Source organism: Paenibacillus sp. Soil724D2, from assembly GCF_001427935.1.
Taxonomy (GTDB): Bacteria; Bacillota; Bacilli; order Paenibacillales; family NBRC-103111; genus Paenibacillus_E.
Map to the genome: position 1 here is coordinate 68,899 of NZ_LMRY01000060.1, position 18,795 is coordinate 87,693.

The window sequence follows — 18,795 nt, forward strand, 5'->3', positions numbered from 1 at the left end:
CTTCACCCCAACAATAAGTTTTTTGTTGTTTAAACGTTAAACAGTCTCCCTTTGCGACTTTGTTACCCTGCTGAAGATGATGAAAATAATCGCCAGGAAGAAGCTGATGATAAGGAAATAAATCCAAATTAACGCGCTGTACGACCCATATTCACTTTCTCTAACCTTTCCTAAAATAGGATTCGTCGGGAAAGTAAATAAGTCGACGACGGTATAGATCATATTAAGGAAAATAAATGGCGTCATCGCTGGAAGTGTAATTTTCCAGAACGTTTCCCAAGGACCCGCGCCGTCAATTCGCGCCGCTTCATAGGCTGAATTCGAAATGGTCTGTCTGCCACCAAGGAAAATCAAGATTTGTACGCCTGAATACCACAGAATCAATACGAACGAGTCGAGAATCTTGATGAGTGGCCCAGACCATGTAGACGATAGATTAGCACTAATGAGGCCGGAAACATTGTACTTCGACATAAAACCCAAGTCCCCCTCACCTTGCGTCAGGAATTCCGCTACAACTTGACCCGTCGCTAAGATAACTGGAAGAAAGAATATCGCGCGAAAAAATGTCCGGCCGGCAAATTTTTGATTCAGAATGATGGCAATCATCAAGGCGAATAGGACGATAATCGGGATCATAAACAAGGCTTGCCGGAGAAACGGCAATAAATCGTTGTACAACAGTTGTCCGTTCTCAAAAAGAATATACCGGTAATTCGTCCAAGCAATATACTCGGTTGTCGTTTTCGTAGCCGTTATCGTCACTTTTTGAAAGCTCATATACAAGGAAAAGCCAATTGGGAACGCCATGAAAATTAGAAAGCCAATAAACCAAGGGGCAATAAAGAGCGCACCTTCCAAATATTCGACTAGGGACGAATTTAGTCTCATCTTTCTTTTCATCGGCTTGCCCCTCCTCGAATCACAACGAAGTTTTGTGCTGGAACGTCAAGATCGCCACTGCGGTACGGCTCCAAATTATAGTTCACAATGACCCGTGTACCATTCTCGTAGGTTGTTTGCTTTACACCCGGGGCCAGCGTCTTGTGATCGGCAATAAACTGATCCTGTACACCACCGAGCGCTTCGTTGTATCGTTTATACTGCTCCACGGCGAAAGTCTCCCAATAGGGAAAATAGGTATTGTAGTATCGAATGCCGAAAGAATTCACATATTTTTTCGATTCCGCCCGTGTGAAAATGAAAGATGGCTCTGCGCCATATTCAATATCACGCAAAAAGTCGTGTACGTCTTCTTGCCGGTTATTCACATATTCCGATGAATAAGTGAATAAACCGTGGGTAGCAATCTGAACGAAAGGAACGGCTTCGTCGGTAAATAAATCATAGGAATGATCGTAAACCAGCGTTTGAATATAATTCATATGAGGCAGCGAATACAGATTGGCATATTTCCCTTGTACGCCGCCTAATGATTCTTTTATCGTTTTTAGAATTCGCTCCTGAACATCCCGAGCTTCATCTCTGGTCGAACCGAACCCCGAATTATAGTCGCTGAACAGTCTTTGTCCGAGTATGTTAACAGCAATTCCGTCAGCACCTATCGCTTTATATGCATTCAGATCTTTCTTAACCATTTCTTCTGCAAATTTATAGCTGACCGCTGGTGTTCGTTCTCTGTTATATAAAGTACTTACCGTTTGATTTCGCCCAGCCAAATTGACGATGGCATGATATTTTTCGTCGAAACCTGATGCCCCTGTGTTATTCAAAGCATATTCGGCCTCTAAATAAACCGGCAAACCGTAACTGTGGGCATTGTCAATAAATGCTTTCATTCCTTTATCGCCACCGATACGGGAATCAACTGGAAACGTGTTCCCAAAGGCGCTGTAGCCCCCCTTCTGCCAACCTTTAAACGTAAGCGACATATTGGTTATGCCTTTGTCATGTAAAGAATTGACCATTTGAGTGGCATCGTCCGTCGTGGTCAAATTGAGATATCGCGAGGTGACTAAGCCGTCTTCTTGATCCGCCCCGATGAAGTTTACATGCATCGGTATATTGGGATCGCTGACTGTGACGGGCTTCGCCCCCTTTTCCTTCATCAGATATTGGCGGTACGTTTGAGCCATACCTACATAGTCTGATTTTTGGCTGTCTAACAGGTAGTAACGTACAATACGGTCACTGCCGAATACTTCTTCTCGGTTATAATCGATATACCCCCATGAATCAGGGACATTCGTATTTCTCGTTGTAAACTGCAAGAAGCTCGATCGGAAATTCATTTGAGCGGTCACCCAGTTATAGTTGCTGAGCACCCCTGCTGGCGCTGCAACGATGTTGGCGTATTCGTCTCCGTCGTGAACGATGGCCACAAACCCTTTGGTACCCGTCTTCATACCGAATACCGGCATCACAATTTTGTTGCGATTGTTGCTAAGACCCGCGAATGTGTTATCTTGACCGTATACAGCTTCATCGTATATCTTGTTGACGTTCAGCTGATTATCCTTAAACCGCACCAAAGCTCCAGCGCCGTCTGGTATGAACATATATCCTTCCTGTCCGGAAACGGTATATTCAGCTCCGAAGAATGGAAACAACCTAGCCCAGACGAGCCCCATATTCGCTTCCTTGACGCCTTCGCGTATAATCTTCGTCTCTACATAATCGTTTTCGATTTTCACCTCAATCGGGATCGTAAATCCGGTTGCAGGCAGTTCATACACCAATGAAAAACCGCCCGGAATCAATTTTATCTCTTTGACCCGTCCCCCATCCGCTGCCAAGTTTGTTTCCTTCGCTTGCAGGATGTTTTTCGAGAAATCGACATATTGAACCATTAGCGGTGAGGCCAAATGCTTTTTCCAGGTCTCCGAGATCTTTTCCTTATCCCAATATTCCGGATTTGGAAAAGAACGATAGACATTTGCATTCCGTTTGTCTTCCACGATAAAATGGCCGGTTTTTTCATCCATTTTTAAACGCAGCAGATCCGTTTCGGCGACATTTTTAAAGTCGCTCTCTTTAGGCAATTGGGCGGTGACACTATTGACAGCAGCTGCTGAACTTTCTATCTTCGCCGGTAAGGGTACGCGATTTTCCGGAGCTTTGAACTCGATTTTGACATTAACCACGACCAAGAAGATGGCGACCAAGAGCAGGATGGTAACGACTGCTGCGGTTTTCCCCCGTTTGATTATCCCTATCATCTCAAGATCACCTCCTGGTACATTTCATAGATTAATGATGCCAAATCGTTGGTCAATCCGGTTGTAATAAAGATGAGAACACCAATGACCAACATGGTGCAAAGCGTAAATACGATGTTCAATGCGGTTTCACCTACGCTATAATTATGAATCCACTGAATTTTCCAGAATATTAATAAACCGATCCATACAATCATCCCTTGTGCCACATAATGGTAAATAGTAGACTCGGACATCGTCATGATATTCGAAATGAAGGCAAGCGGAATACCAATAACCATGTACGGTACGAGCGCATAAGCGCTTCCGATAAAAATATCTCGAAACCTGCCCTCTCCTCGATAAATGGAGCTCACGAGATAGTTGGCAATGACCCACGCAATCCAAACAATGAAAAACTGTGTAAATATCGAATAAATATCGACATGGATCGAAGAGTCAAAGGAAAAGCTGGTAACAAGCCTTTTGATCACCAGGGAAGCATACACGCAAAGTAAGATGATAATCGCACTCAAGTAGCTGCCTTTTCCTTCATAGCGTATGGCAATAAACCCATCAATCGGGTGTTTCATCATGTAAAATACATGCTTGAAGTTCATTAGGAAGCTGTGAGGTGTCCGCCTCCTATTGCGCCATTTATCTCGAAACCTGCTTTTGGAGGTCCATTTATTGATCAACATGTATAAAATTCCGCTGAATAACAAAAGGCTCGCAATCCAGGAAAAATTCTGTTGTAACCATTTCATCCTGATTTGCCAAAAGGCGTCAGAGTACCCTTCCTGGTTCCCAGCTTCTTTAAACAGCTTTTTCGCTTCTTCGTACTGTTCTTTTGTAAAAGCCGCTTGAGCCAATCCCATAATGGCTGGAGTGAATTGGGCATTCATACGAAGAACATCCTGCCACGATTTTTCACTGTCCTCGTAATAACCCGCTAGGGTCTGTTGGTTAGCTTGATCCACTTTTTGGCCAAACTCCGATAAACGGAATACTTGAACAATATTTTCCTGATCGTCCAAAACGAACAATTCATTCCTGGCATTCACATCGAGTGCCACAGGGCTTTTCAAGAGACCTACTTGAGACGATCCGACCGCTGAAGCGCCGCCCCAAAAGTACAATAAATTACCAGATGCATCATAATGGCTAATATATTTAAATTGCGAATCGACCACGATCATGTTGCCGCTTTGGTCAACGGCCACATCAATCAGCTGCGGACCTGAGGTTATAGATCCTATCGGAACATCCCCGGGAACGACTTCCCCGAATGTTTTATTGGAGCTGCGAAGTAAATTATTCCCTTTAATATTTAATTTCTTTAATTGGTCGCTTTTGGCCATACCGCCCGTGACCGTATAGATATAACCATTCTTATCCGTAGCGACACTGTTGATCGTCTCCGGTCTCTTTGCGACCTCATTGGCATACATTTTCTTGGTGTATAACATGCGCTTTAAAGCGTCTAACGGAGAAAGAGCCGTTTTGTTAGCGCCAAAAAAGCCCTGAAATTTACCTTTCGGGTCAAGCAGCACGATCCCCTCGTAACCGCCATGCACCGCAATGTACAGGAATCCCCGTTCGTCCACCATCACTTTTGCCGGATCGAAGACGAACGTCGCTGGGATGTATTTGGAGTCCGGTCGTTTAAATTCGGTTTGCATCTTCCCATTTTTGTCCAGCTTAATCACTCTTTTGTTCCCCGTATCCGCGATATAGATGTCGCCTTCTTTGGTGACAAATATGCCTTCCGGTTTGTTGAGCGGGCTTTCCGGGAGCGTCAGATATCGCAGCAGTTGTCCCTTTTCGGTCATATGGACAATCCGATTGTTGCCCGTATCAACGATGTAGACTTCGTTCTTCGCATCGATAAAGATGTCTTTTGGATTTCGCAACGGTGAGGGCGTTTTAACATTTGGCTGCTTAGGATCCGTTGTATACAGATCCTCCCCGATTACATCCAGTGGAAAGTAAGCCGGTTGAAGCCATATCTGATTGTTGTAACTATCCTTTGTATAGGTCGAATATTTCACTTCGGCGTGCGTAGTTGCAGGCAACAGCGCGGTGCACAAGATGATCAAGGAAAGGAAAAGCCTCCACCTGTGGCATCTTATTTTCATGCTCAAACCTCCATTTCTGTCTCTTCATTCAATCAGATACGGTAGAGCTTGATTTGGTCAAACAAACCGTATGAGCGCAGCTTATAATCCGGCGTGTACTCGTCGCCTTCTTTGCGGAAAGATGCCCAATTGGTCGTCGACGTATCACCAGCCGTATGATGAAAAGGACCTAGCATGTTGCGCGGACTTCCCATGACTTCGATTTCTATCCGGTTATCTCCAACGTGAAGATACTCCGTCAAGTCGAGGCGGTTCGCGGCCCGCCAAGGCACATGCCCCGCCGTTCTGCCGTTTACCCGAACTTCAACCGTTACCGCGGAATATTCACCAAGCCCCAGAACCGTCCTCCTCTTCGCATTGTTCTCCACGATGACGTCGAATTGGTAGATCATGCTGCCGCAGTAATGGAAATAACCTTGCAAGCACCAGTCTCCGAACTTCAGTGTTTCAGGCTCCGCCACAACCGCCCTGCCGGCATCGACCCCGAAATCGCCGATCAGGTAAATATCCTCCACTTCCAAGTGGTTATGGTATTGGCAAGATAAAAGCAGCTCATTCTCTCCTTCCTTTAGTCCGTGAAGAAGCACCTTATCAAACGTTCGATCGAGAAACCAACCTACAGGGAGATTCGAGATCGTTTCGCCATTGAGCTGAATGTCGTAATATTCCGCAGATTCTACGACGAGATAAACGTCAGTCGTTGGCATGACCGATACCTGGAATGAGAATCTGAACAATGCTGACGTACCGTTCTCCGGATGCGGCTCGTCAATCCATTTATACCTTTGCTCAAGCCCATTGTAATAAACCTGTCTCATGCCTAAGGCATCCCGAATGGCTCTTTGAGCTTGCCATACACCGGTTTCTTCCGACCAATCGCCATCCCCTAATCGGTATGAGCAGGTGTCCAAAGTCAATACGTTAGGCATCGTGCGTGTGAATCGGCAGTCTGGACCAAGCTCCACAACCGTCACAGAAGTCTCATCCGCAATACTCCGTCCTAGTACGGGGTGGCTTTCTACCGCTTTATTTGCATTCATTATATATAGCTTGGAATCTGCAGGACCGAACACGTCCTCGAAATGAACGTACCCGTCACGGACGACGAACTCCACGTCCTTCGCTTCTCCTGTCAGCGCATTCCATTCTTCCACGCTGCCGGTGCCCTCCATGGTTATGCTAATCCGATGCGTACCCTGTCGATCGTTATTCACGACAAACAATACGCGACAATCGCCTATTTCTCTCAGCATATACAACATCTCGTGCGCTTCAATCGATTGCGTGTTCGTTAAGCTAACTCGCCGAGGCAGGATGCGTTCCAGAGCTAACACCGCATCTTCGATGTTCATGACGACGGTCATGTTCGCATGTTCGTAAAGTTCGGATAGCAGGCCCGTCGGTCTACCCTCGATCATCGTCGGTCGGGATCCTACGGCAATTACTTTTCCCCCTGCCTCCAGAAAGTCTGACAGCAGCCGAAAGGTGCTGCTTAACATCGTCTGGATGGCCGGAATGACTACGATAGGATACTCCACCAGATTCACGGCCAGGTTCCCCCCGTGTATTTCCCCCGTTTCCGCCAAAATGATCTCATCGCCGAGATCGAAATCATAATGAGCCCTGAGCAGTTTGCCTAGAAACGCATTAAATTCGTGGCCAAACGTATTGGTTGCGGAGACGTCCCTATCCTTTCCTCGAGCTGGGAAGCCGTATGGTCCCGTACCGACCATGCTCCAAGCGGTTGAAGAAGGATGCAGGACGAGCACATCGCGGATTGGCCTGCCTTCCGTCAAAACCGACGACAATCTGGCAAAATAATCTTCCATCACATGATTGTATTTCCACCAGCTCGTGTTGTAGTTAAACACGGGGGGATAATCTCTCTTCCGACAGCCTTTGATCGAATAAAGCGCCAAATGCTGTGACCTCAAATTAACACCTAGCACATATTGAAAATCTCCCACCCACTTTTGTCCCTCGAAGGTGAACGCCCAGCCGGTGCATCCATATGTTTCGGAGAGAACGAACTTTCTACCGTATTGGTTCGCTACACTTGTGCATTGCTTGACCGTGATGTATTCGTTCGTCTGCTCGGTTAACATATCGATACCCGGAACCTGCTGATACCGGTAGTTAGGCATAACCGCTCCACATACGCGGGTGGCCGTGCCCATATTATTTTCCCAGAGATAATGGCCAGTGAAGTCAATACCGTTGATCTCACACCATTCACCTAGCTGCTTGGAATACGACTCGCTGAATCTTTCAGTGAGCGTCCACCAGTAATCATGACGGGCTTGGGAGGAATATTCTCCATTAAAATACATGTAGGGAATGACATCCAAGAGATCGTATCCCCGTCTTTCTTGGAAAAAGTCAGGAAATGACCAACTCCACGGAAGCCAACCGCGACCTGCAGTAAACTTACAGTGGCTGTCATGCACACTAGGCTCATCCGTGAAAATGCCACGGATGGTTTTCCCGAAATGGCCCCCTACCTCTTTCTTGTAGGCTTCATAAGTAATGTCTATAAAGGCCTTAACCGTCTCCGGGTTCAAATTATCAGGAGGCGACTCGTTGTTGAACCAAGCACTTCGCTCCGAAATTTCCACGCGAAAAATCAGCAGCACTTCATTTTCGTTTAACGCAATATATTTACCATCATGCAGTCTCTCACAGCGAACCAAGTTCCTTTCGTCGATAACGGCCTTAAACAGCGCCACGCTATCTGTCAAATCGTTCGAACCGATCTGCTGGCATACCTCCATCGTCAAACCTTTGGCGCGGAATGCGTCCCCGCCTCTGTCTTGCACAAGTCCTCCAGCGAAGCCGGATGGCCATCGATCCTCGTCGTACAGCCATACATGCATACCGAGCTCTTCAGCGGTTTCCACCGTCTTCCGGGTGTATGCCATCCACTCGCGTCCCATGTATTCGGTTTCCAATCCATCTCGAGAATGAATGAAAAATCCGCCCATTCCCTGTTCCTTCATTTGGTTCACTTGACGGACCAGCTCTTCTTCTTCTAGACGATCGTTCCATGCCCAGAACGGCACCGACCTGTATTCGACCGATGGATGGTCGAATTTTTCACGTAAATATTCACTTATTTCCATCGGCATTCGCCTCCATCTAAACATATTTACGCCTGCAAGATCATGATACTCTTGGGTTCGAGCTCAATATCACCACTGACACTTAGATCGCACAGCAGCTCCTTCTGCTCGTTCCTCCCTATATTCATTTTTTGAATTTGATCGCTGTGGTTCATCACAAAAGTAAACCGAACTCCGTCTTTTTCGCGCTGTGTGACCTCAACTCCCGGCGGTGCCTCGTATAAATGGGAAATCCCTACGCGTTCACATAAAGCCTTTATCCATTGCTGCATGAATTCCCTACTTGGATCGGTGGCTGCGTACCATGCCTCTCCCTTGCCGAAGCGATGATAGGTCAAGGACGGTGATCCCTGGTAAAAATCAATGCCGAATTCTGCTAGCGCTTTCGCTCCCTCTAGATGAACAATTTCGCAAACTAAACCGCATTCATACGGTCCTTGAAGTTGTCCAAGCTCCTGCTTCATGACCATTAGGTTTCTTTGCTCCGGAAAAAGAGCGTCGATCTCCTCCACCCAGATGCCCAGAAGCTTACGAAGCTCACCCGGATAACCACCCGGTGTAACCAGATCATTTTCATTCGCTATCCCGCTATAAAATGAAGTTACGAAGGTCCCGCCATCCGCCACAAATCGCTCCAGCTTTTGAGCGTAACCAGGTTTAACCATATACAAAAGCGGGGCTAGCACCAGATCGTATTGACTTAAGTCTGTATTGACATGTATAAAATCGACTTGAATATGATTCTCGTAAAACGCGTCATAATATTTCTGGATTTGATCCAAATACTTGATATAGGCTGATGGCCCGCCCCCTAGCTCAACAGCCCACCAATTATCCCAGTCAAACAGGATACCGATTCTGCTCTTCACACGCGAGTCCAACAGACGATCCCCCAACTGCTGCAATTCCTTGCCGAGCTCTGAAGATTCCCTAAAGACTCGGGTGTTCTCGTGACCCGCGTGATCAATGACGGCTCCATGGAATTTCTCATAAGCGCCAAGGGAACGGCGCAGTTGAAAGAACATCACCGACTCCGCCCCGCGGGCTACTGCCTGATAGCTGCGGAGCCGCATGACGCCAGGTCTTTTGACAGGATTCACCGTTTTCCAGTTAATCACACTCGGACTTTGCTCCATTAGCATAAAGGGAGCACCGTCTTTCAAGCCGCGCATGAGATCGTATCGGAGCGCCATATAGCTTTCCGGCGTATGGTTTTCGGTATAAATGTCCAGTGCCGCAATGTCCAAGTAGGGCGCCCATTTGAAATAATCAAGCGGCTTGTAGGTCCCGTTCCCTTGGAAGTTGGTCGTTACGATCGCATCGGGTATTTCCTCTTTAATGGCGTTGTATTCAATGAGATAACAGTCCAGCCAGCTGTCAGAATTAAATCGATAATAATCGAGTGTGATGCCTTGAAAAGCGGTTTGATCGGAATTCCCACCTGATAAACCTTCGCTTAACGCGCTAGGGAGTACAATTTCATCCCAATCGTAAAAAGTGTGTCCCCAAAAACGGGTATACCATGCTTGGTTCAACTGCTCTAAAGTACCATATCGCTTCTTCAACCATTCCCGAAACGCCTCTTCGCAATTGTCGCAATAGCAGCGAATCCCGATCTCATTATTTACATGCCACAGAAGTAAAGCCGGGTGATTCTTGTACCGCTGCGCCAGCTTCCGCGCCATTAGCCCTGCATAATGACGGAAGGTCGGACTGTTCGGACAAGAGTTGTGTCTTCTGCCGTATTTTCTTCTTTTTCCATCGGAGGTCACGGTCAGAATGTCCGGATATTTCTTCGCCATCCAAGCTGGATGAGCAGCCGTACTCGTACCCATGCATACGTGGACTCCGTTTTTATGCAGCTTATTCATGACTTCATCAAGCCAATCGAAACTAAAAGTCTCCTCATCCGGCTGATTCAACGACCAAGAAAAGACATTGAGCGTTGCGATGTCGATTCCTGCCAATTGAAACAGCCGCATATCTTCATCCCATACTTCCTTCGGAAACTGCTCAGGGTTATAATCACCGCCAAATAGAAATTTAGGGAACTTGCGGCTGATCATAGGTTCACCCCCTGTTTCGATATCGGTGCGGACTGCTCACGGTCTTCCATTTGAAAAGGCCCCGGTTGTCGTTTGCTCAGTTTCATCGGAGTCTGATCTCTTGTGGAAAAAGGCTTCAGCCGTAATGAAAACGTAGTGTCCACCGGATGAATTAAATACGCATCGAGCGGAGGAGCTTCCCCGCAGCTGTGATTGCCGAGCGGTGCTTGGCGATAATCCATATTCACAATGGTTTCGTTCAGACGGATTAAATCAAAGGTATGCTTCGCTTTGATCAAATTGTCGGTGGAATAATGACTCACGCTGACATCCAGCTTTGGCATTCCGCCAATGAAGAGACCAGTTCCCAGAGCGTTCGTTACTGCCGCCCAACGCACATCCGCTTTATTGCCGTTTTCCTGCGGCTTAATATATGGGACGAATTGATCTTGTACTGATCCGCTGTACACGTCGAGCCGCCCACTTTCTTTCCGATCGATATAACACTCGTGCGGGCCGAGGCCGAACCACGAAAATTGATCGAAACCGCCAGGCATAGCCATTTGTAATCCCAACCGCGGCAGCGGGGGAAGTCCTTCTCGTGGTATGACGCGGGTCTCGATGATGACATCACCAGATCCGTAGATGGTATAGGTCATCCATGTTGTAAAACAGTTTCCCAGACCAGCCGCGCCAAGCGTCGACTTTACCGTAATTTGCGCAGCTTGCTTTTGAAGTTGAATCGACATATCGTGCATGCGATGAGTCAGTGCATCGAATCCAGCCTTCTTCCACTCTTTCGATTGACGTGAGTCGTTATCGATCGTTGCCCGCCAAATATGTACTCTTGGACCGGCAGATAATAGCGGCATACCGTTATATTCAAGTGCGGATAATTCACCGCGAGCTTTGCTCCATTCCATGGTGAAATCGTTCCCTTTTATCCGAAGGAACCTATCCGTTTCGGAAGATTGCAAGCTAGGCATCAATTCTAATTTGATGGATGGAACGGCCTGATTTGTGACTGGAATCGTCAGATCGGCCCAAGCAATTTCATGCCCTTGCAGCGCCCAACGAGAAGCCTCACGCAAAGTAAATCGGATATGTAGCCAATACTCGCCGCTTGATTGCCCGAATTTCTTTTTCCAAGGGATAAAGACGGTAGCCTCTCCTCTGGCAGGCACATCAAGTTCAGGCAGTTCACCCTGTTCCACAATTACGCCATCGCACAGAATGGACCAAGAGCCGACAAGATGTTCAAGGGAAATAAAGTCGTATCGATTTTGGATTTTCACGATTCCGGCCCGTACATCGACCGGCTCTACTTTCACTGGTTCGATCACCTTTTTAAACTCAAGGAGCGAAGCCTTGATTTTCCTGTCAGGGAATAACAATCCGTCTATACAAAAATGTCCGCTGTTCGGATGATCATTGAAATCACCGCCATAAGCGTACCATTCTTCACCTGAATCGAGCTTTTGCCGGATTCCGAGATCCGCCCACTCCCAGATCAGGCCGCCTAACAATCGTGGATATTTGTAAATAGCATCCCAGTATTCCTTCAAATTGCCGACGGAATTGCCCATGGCATGGGCGAATTCGCACATCAGGAAAGGTCTGTGATCGGATTTCTCCCCCTCTTCGATCAAAGCTTCCAAGGATGGATACATGCAGCTGACAATATCGACCATCGGAGCATCCTTGGCACGTTCATAATGAATGGGGCGCGTGGGATCGGCCTGACGTACCCATTCAGCCATGGCGTCATGGTTGGGACCGTAACCCGATTCGTTCCCGAGTGACCAAATGATGATGGAAGGATGATTTTTATCCCTTTCCACCATCCGTACGGCGCGATCGAGGAACGGCTTTTTCCACTGAGGGTCCTCGGACAAATGGCTTTCGTTGTCAATAAAGTGGCACCCGTGAGTTTCTAGATCCGCTTCGTCGATCACATACAGCCCGTAACGATCGCACAAATCAAGCCAACGTGTATCGTTCGGATAATGGGAGGAGCGAACAGCATTCATATTGTGTTGTTTCATCAAGCGTATATCTTCGATCATGGATTCGTAGGGAATGGCAAACCCGAAATCCGGATGGAATTCGTTGCGGTTGACCCCTTTCAAAATCACCGTCTTGCCGTTGATGAAGAGTTGACCGTCCCGGATGGCGATGTCTCGAAATCCTACAACCACACTCCCCGCCTCCAGCAAATTCCCCTGATCATCCTCCAGTATTAATAAGAGAGCGTATAAATTCGGCTCCTCTGCCGACCATTTACGCGGAGCTGAGACGGCAATTTCCAAATCAAGCGCGTTCTCCTCGTTCTCTCTCAGCAGTAAGGAAGTTAAGACGGTTTCTTCGTTAACGGATTGTCGTTCTTCGTCCAAAAGCAATATCCGTAATGTATGTTTACCGGAATCTAAGTCCGCATAATTTTTCACGTTAAGCCGCAGACCGATCACGGCGTCTTCGTGATTTTCACAGAAACGGGTTTGTACCGCAATATCACGGATATGGACTTGAGGGGTTGCTTTGACAAAGACATCCCTGAAGATGCCGCTCAACCGCCACTTGTCCTGATCCTCCAAATAACTGCCGTCGCTCCACTTATATACCTGCACAGCAACTATATTTTCTCCCGGATGCAGCAGCGAGGTGACCCGAAATTCCGAAGGCATGTGACTACCCTGTCCATACCCAGCGAATTGTCCGTTCACCCACACATGAAAGGCCGAGTCGACCCCTTCGAAGACAAGAAATACTTGCCGATCATCCCACGAATCGGGAATGATAAAACTTCTACGGTAACACCCAACCGGATTATCATTCGGCACATGCGGCGGGTCGATCGGAAAAGGATAGTAACTGCTGGAGTAATGCGGACGGCCATATCCATGCATCTGCCAATTGCCAGGCACAGGTATCGTATTCCAGTCATCTGTCGAGAAAGACGAATCATAAAAACGTTCAGGAGCCTGGGATGGGCTCTCTGCATAATAAAATTTCCAATTGCCGTTCAATGATTGGAAATAAGGCGAGGCAGCTCGTTCGTGGTCGAGCGCTGTCTCCACATCGCCGTACGGAATAATTCCGGCATGCGGAGGCTCCATATTCCGCCGCAGAATCTCAAGATTTTCCCAATCCGGTATGGCTTTATTGTTCACGTGATTGTCCCCCATTCTTCTCTATCACTCAGCAGCATCTTGGAATCTTAAGGCATTATGCAGAACAAGCGCAGTCACCCAGGATGGATTCCATTTGTTACTATGTCCCCGGTGATGCCAATTCGTTTGGAAAAAGCCTTCTCCCTGTTCGCCAACCACGGTAAAATTCCATTCTCCAGGTTTCGTACATATTCCCTGTCCCATGGCATCGAAGACCATTCGTCCTAAACGCTCATATAGCGTTTTGCCAGTTAAACGGCCAAAATGCCAGAATTCGAAGGTCGGAAAAAACACGTCAAGATGATGATTCTGCACACTGACTCCCGGCCATCCGGTGGCGGTAAACCCCGCGTTCCTGAACTGTGACCCCCGATCAAACACGGGATTCCACATATAAACGTAAGTAAGGATCCAATCCCCTGAAATTTCGGCCCATTCACAGTAGCGCTCATTTTTTGTTAAGACATATAATTCATAAGCGGCCAGGAAGAAGTACATGCCAGCTTCCTTATCCTCGCAGTTCGCATCGAGCGTTGAGCGTGCAAACGGCCGTTCGAATGTCAAGGCGTGCTGCTCATAATAACGCTGCATCATCGTTTCGGCAGCATCCAAATACCGCTTTTCACTTGTAACCCGATAAGCCTTCACTACTGCAATCAGGCAAGGCAATCCAGCTGCTGTAATCCTATCTTCTGCCGAACTGCCATCCAGCAGCCAAGCTGCCGGATAAATACCGGACTGTAGGGTACCGCTGAGAAAGAAATCGGCTGATTCATGCAGAGCCTCCACCCAGGAATCGGGAACTTCCCTGCCCATTTCCCGGAACAAAAGAATGATTTCCGCCAAATCGGCTATGGTTTCCCCGAGAGCACGACTGGAAACAACAGCCTGTTTGTTCCAGTTGAAGTCATCCCATTGCCCTTCCGCGAGCCGATACGCGCCATGTCTGATACCGGCAACATCGGTTCGGCTTTCGCGCAAATAAAAGTCGACGGCCTGTTCGCAATGGGAGATCCGGTCTTCCAGGCCTTGGATAAACCCTAACTTGGCGTCGCACCATGCCAGCTTTAAGCATTGTCCTGTCCACCCGTACATATAGTGCAGCGGACGTTTAGAAACGTTGCCGAACTCATTTGAATCGGAAAATTTCACATATCCGGCGGCGCCATGTTCGTCAGTCCTCCATCTATCGTCCAGAGCGTTCTGCTTCAGCTGGATCATCTCTTCGAGTGAGTGCGGCTTTGCCCCTATCGGCGCAAACAGCTCCAAGCCTTTGCGAACGATTTCGCGGAAGCCCTGCCCGTGATGATCAGCAGCTCCCCAATCCAGAGCGTATTGTTTGGTTAATGACAACCCAGGTGTGAAGTCCAAATAGCCGCCGTGATAAGGCCCTGTTTTGTTTTTACCCACATAATACAAATCCTTCTCGCCATTAAACATCAAGACTCCGCTCATCGCTGCCAGCATAGTCCGGTCTTCCTCTTGGATTGCTCCAAGTGAGCCGTAGTGCACGACTCCATCCGCTCTTTCCATGTACGCAGGTACCGAAAATAAGGAGAAGAAGCGGGCTTCGGCGGCTTCCGTCCACTCCACATTCACGCAAGGGATCGGCAATCGGTGTTCTTCGCAAATAAATCCTTTGTCAGGTCCTAGTCCAAGACGAGGGACAACCCGGCTCGGATCAGCGGAAGGATTGTTGTTATAGATCATGTGGGGAATCGTAACTATTTCCTTACTCCACCTTGGCCGTACGAATAGGAATCCCGCAGCGACTTCATGCAGCGTTCGATCCGTCCGATTTTCCCAAGTCGCGTTTATTTTCAATAAATGATGTTCGTCGAAGGCTAGTTCCATCGTGAAGGTTAACGCTTCCATTTCCCCGCGAATTCGGATCAAATCCGGCTCGGAGGTGATTTGTACATCCTCTAACTGCACAAATTCTGAACGCCATGGTCTTCCGAAGGAACAAATGAACATCTCATCCAAATGTCCCGTGAAATAAGGGGACTGCTCGCTATCGTTTCGCAGAATGAGCTGTGCTCCATTACTTGTGTCCGCTATTTCTGCCCGCTTTTGCTTGTCTCGGCTAACAATGGCGTACAATTATCGTCCCCTCCTCTCTCGTTCAATAAGGAAATCAAGAATCTATCTAGCGTTGGGTTAAATCCCACTCTCCCCGACAACGGTAAGCATACGAAGAAGATTTGGCCTTTTCCGAGCGTTTTCTTTCCCACTACAGGAAGCTTTTGTTTACCACACGGTTCGACCTGAGTGTCGTAGGCGAACACAATCGGTTCGATCCCTTCTCCTTGCAGGTAACAATTGGTTATCCCATCTATCCTGTCGTTCGTCAAATGATAAAAATAGGAGAAATCGTCCGCTTTCATCCACTGCAAGTGCTGGTCATCGGTCTGAACGGCTAAGGTGTACATCCCACGTAATTTGACCGTTCTGACCGTCGTATTTTCGATATCCCAAGAGTCACTGCCTGGACCACGTAGAATCAAAACGGCTGTGGCTCCACTTTGGACCTTCTCGAGGATGGATGTCCGATGGCGATCAAATACTTCTTTCGAAGAAACGACAAGCGAGCCCTCTTTATGCGTATCTCCGTTATAAGATTTGCCTTCTATGTGTAGCAAGGAGCATAGCAACTCCGATTCCGCATCTAGAAAAGCGATCTTATGCGGTTTCGGATGTCTCATTTTTGCAAATGCCTCGAAAGAAAATCTTTCCTTATTTATCAATTTTCCGTTTTCATCCAGCAAGCAAGCATCCATGTACAAGTTCTGTCTATCTGATATCGATGGAACCGAAAAGCTGATCGTACCTGCATATCTGGACATCGCCTTAGGCACAGGGCCTTTCATTTCATAATTGCTATAATCCCGGTTATCATCCCGAAGCGTAACGACGACACGGCACCGGTCATAATCCTTCGCTGTATCGTTCAATAGCCACGCTTCTATTTCCAGCGTTTCTCCTTCATATACCTTCCATCTGTCGCACCTTAGATGGATGCGTACCGGTTCCAGGCTTTCCTTATACGTGAAGTACGCCGGTTTCGGAATTCGGTCGACGCCAACGAGAGCTTTCATCCAGCCGGCAGGCCATGCGTCAATCAGCAGGTGAATGGCGGTGGAAACCAACAAATCGGCCCTTCTGCGCCATGCGTCTGTCATCAGCTTCGTCCCCAAACATTGATGCTTCTGACTCGCCTCGACCCACTCTCGAATTGTATGCTGCTCCGCGTACCAATCTCGATGCAGACCGTAGGTTTGGGCTCCATTAATTTTGTTTGGCAACCAATGCTCATTCTCAGAGGATGGAAGCCATTCTTTCGGATAACGATTCATCATCAACTGGACATTATCCAAACCTTCCGTGCCATACTCGCCGCACCCCGCCTTCCATCCCGCCCTAATCGAGGGAAGAAAACCTTTGTACATTTTACCTACAGAGATCGTATTGTTCGTATACCACATGTTATAACAATGAAAATCGGGCAGTCCTTCATGGGTAGGAGGATTGTAATCCCCATCCGCGTTTTTGACTACACGATCAGGATTTTCAATGAAAATCGCCTGTCTGGCGGCAACGAAAAAGGCTTCCAATTCGTTCCGATGCAAGTGACGATGGCCTTTTCGCCTCTTTTCCGTACGTGAAGGTTCATTAATCAGCGATACCATAATCGAAGATGGGTGACTGCGGATCAGTCTCTCCATCTCAGCTGCTTGCCGGACTCCCTCGACAAATTGGTTGCGGCGGATAAATCCGAACGTTGGGAGATCGCATTGATGCATCATGCCGAGCATATCGAAATAGTCATATATTTCTTCCTGAACAGGACGCTGTGTGATGCGGTAAAAGTTCAAATGAGCAAGTTTCGCGATCAGAATATCGTCAATTAACTGCTCGTAATCGTTGTTCATGACACATTGCTGCAAGTGCCCCATTTCATTGGCGCCTCTTAACATAATCAGTTGGTTATTAAGATACAGCGTTCCTTTGGGGGTGTCCTTTTCGTCCATATGAAATTTCCGCATGCCAAAGGTGCGGTCTTGAATATCCACACATTCCGTACTGTTCTTTACTTGAGCGCGAGCTATATACAAGAAAGGAGTTTCCGGCTCCCACATCCGGAATGACAGAAAATCCACCTTGTAGCGATAGTAATTGAGACCTGGACCGGCGTATGCCACTTGAAATGAAATGGGCCGGATTCCTTGACCGGTGAAGTTTTTCGGCAGGATTTCAAGCATCAATTCGAAGTTTTCCTTCAGCATATTCGTCGTATTCATCAAATCAATCCATACTTCCACGAAGCCGTCATCGATATTCGGACGAACAAAAATGTCCTGAATAAACAACGTCGACCGCTCTTCCAAATAGACAGAATTGTATATGCCGGCACCTGGCGGACAGTGGCTCCAACCGCTATTTGAATCGTCCCATCCCGGGCCTGTAGCAGCATACATTTTATCCCCGTCCAGCTTCGTGCCGCCTACCCCCATCATCGGATAATCGTTAACCACTTCAACGACCAGTGTGTTGAGGTCCTGCAGCAAATCAGTCACGTCAAATTCAAAAGGAGCAAAGAACCCTTCATGGCTGCCAATACACTTGCGATTGAGATATACGGTCGCTTTATAGTCAACCCCTTTAAATACGAGGTAGACTCTCTTTCCTTCGGGAGCCGGAGCATGCGGAAATTCACTGCGGTAAAACCCCGTCCATTTGCCGTTTTCTCCCGTCGGTCCGCGGAAATCAGGAACCATTACCGATTCCCAATCCCCTGCTCCTTCCAGCACATTCGTAAAGTTGGCGTCCTCAGACGTTTGATAGCGAAATTGAAACTCCTTACATGCTTGTCGGTTGCGGCGCATGGTGGAGGAGGGAGCCAAATTTCTCATAAATGGGCGATACTTCTCACGCAGCAGCTTCAACTCTTCATGGAAAATTGCGATTTGTTCCTCGTAGGTGTGATGAGATACGTTCGTCGCTTTTTCCGATCCCGGAGTGAAATATTTTTTTTCATAAGCCACGGGAGGAATCTCCCGCAATTCGTCTTTATTTCCGGGATGTTCGCGAAAGGCAATCTCCGCAAACGGATCCTGATGTTTGTTTTGCTCCAAACTTATCTCCCCCTATTCCGAAACCTTAAC

Annotated in this window: 8 protein-coding genes; all 8 read right to left on the reverse strand. The window is 47.6% G+C overall.

Going from position 1 to position 18,795, the window contains the following annotated elements; translation table 11 throughout:
* Window positions 1–36 precede the first annotated feature (36 nt).
* Genes ASG85_RS35600 through ASG85_RS35635 form a run of 8 tightly spaced genes read right to left on the reverse strand, consistent with a single transcriptional unit; the run spans window position 37 to window position 18,765 of the window.
* A complete protein-coding gene (locus ASG85_RS35600; RefSeq protein ID WP_057303770.1) occupies window positions 37–903 on the reverse strand; it encodes a carbohydrate ABC transporter permease in 867 nt (288 codons plus the stop codon).
* Window positions 900–3,179 (reverse strand): DUF5696 domain-containing protein, encoded by a 2,280-nt coding sequence (locus tag ASG85_RS35605; protein ID WP_060649392.1) that lies wholly within the window; start codon window positions 3,177–3,179, stop codon window positions 900–902. The genes ASG85_RS35600 and ASG85_RS35605 overlap by 4 nt, the downstream gene beginning before the upstream one ends.
* Entirely contained in the window at window positions 3,176–5,296 is a 2,121-nt protein-coding gene (locus ASG85_RS35610) for a YIP1 family protein (protein ID WP_060649393.1), read from the reverse strand. The genes ASG85_RS35605 and ASG85_RS35610 overlap by 4 nt, the downstream gene beginning before the upstream one ends.
* A gap of 32 nt (window positions 5,297–5,328) precedes the next feature.
* Window positions 5,329–8,415, reverse strand: a complete 3,087-nt coding sequence (locus tag ASG85_RS35615) for a glycosyl hydrolase (RefSeq protein ID WP_060649394.1) — start codon at window positions 8,413–8,415, stop codon at window positions 5,329–5,331.
* 26 nt (window positions 8,416–8,441) lie between these two features.
* Window positions 8,442–10,481: a beta-galactosidase gene (locus tag ASG85_RS35620; RefSeq protein ID WP_060649395.1), complete on the reverse strand. Its 2,040-nt coding sequence runs from the start codon at window positions 10,479–10,481 to the stop codon at window positions 8,442–8,444.
* On the reverse strand, window positions 10,478–13,630 hold the full coding sequence (locus tag ASG85_RS35625; protein WP_235550292.1) for a glycoside hydrolase family 2 TIM barrel-domain containing protein: 3,153 nt from the start codon (window positions 13,628–13,630) through the stop codon (window positions 10,478–10,480). Before ASG85_RS35625 ends, ASG85_RS35620 begins: the two co-directional genes overlap by 4 nt.
* A gap of 24 nt (window positions 13,631–13,654) precedes the next feature.
* Entirely contained in the window at window positions 13,655–15,733 is a 2,079-nt protein-coding gene (locus ASG85_RS35630) for a hypothetical protein (RefSeq protein WP_060649397.1), read from the reverse strand.
* Window positions 15,688–18,765, reverse strand: coding sequence for a glycosyl hydrolase 2 galactose-binding domain-containing protein (locus ASG85_RS35635; RefSeq protein ID WP_235550293.1), 3,078 nt, complete (start codon window positions 18,763–18,765; stop codon window positions 15,688–15,690). The genes ASG85_RS35630 and ASG85_RS35635 overlap by 46 nt, the downstream gene beginning before the upstream one ends.
* Between the last annotated feature and the right edge of the window lie 30 nt (window positions 18,766–18,795).

Coding starts and splice junctions, on each gene's coding strand:
- ASG85_RS35600 (WP_057303770.1), bottom strand. CDS start 903: ATGAAAAGAAAGATGAGACTAAATTCGTCCCTAGTCGAATATTTGGAA.
- ASG85_RS35605 (WP_060649392.1), bottom strand. CDS start 3,179: ATGATAGGGATAATCAAACGGGGGAAAACCGCAGCAGTCGTTACCATC.
- ASG85_RS35610 (WP_060649393.1), bottom strand. CDS start 5,296: ATGAAAATAAGATGCCACAGGTGGAGGCTTTTCCTTTCCTTGATCATC.
- ASG85_RS35615 (WP_060649394.1), bottom strand. CDS start 8,415: ATGGAAATAAGTGAATATTTACGTGAAAAATTCGACCATCCATCGGTC.
- ASG85_RS35620 (WP_060649395.1), bottom strand. CDS start 10,481: ATGATCAGCCGCAAGTTCCCTAAATTTCTATTTGGCGGTGATTATAAC.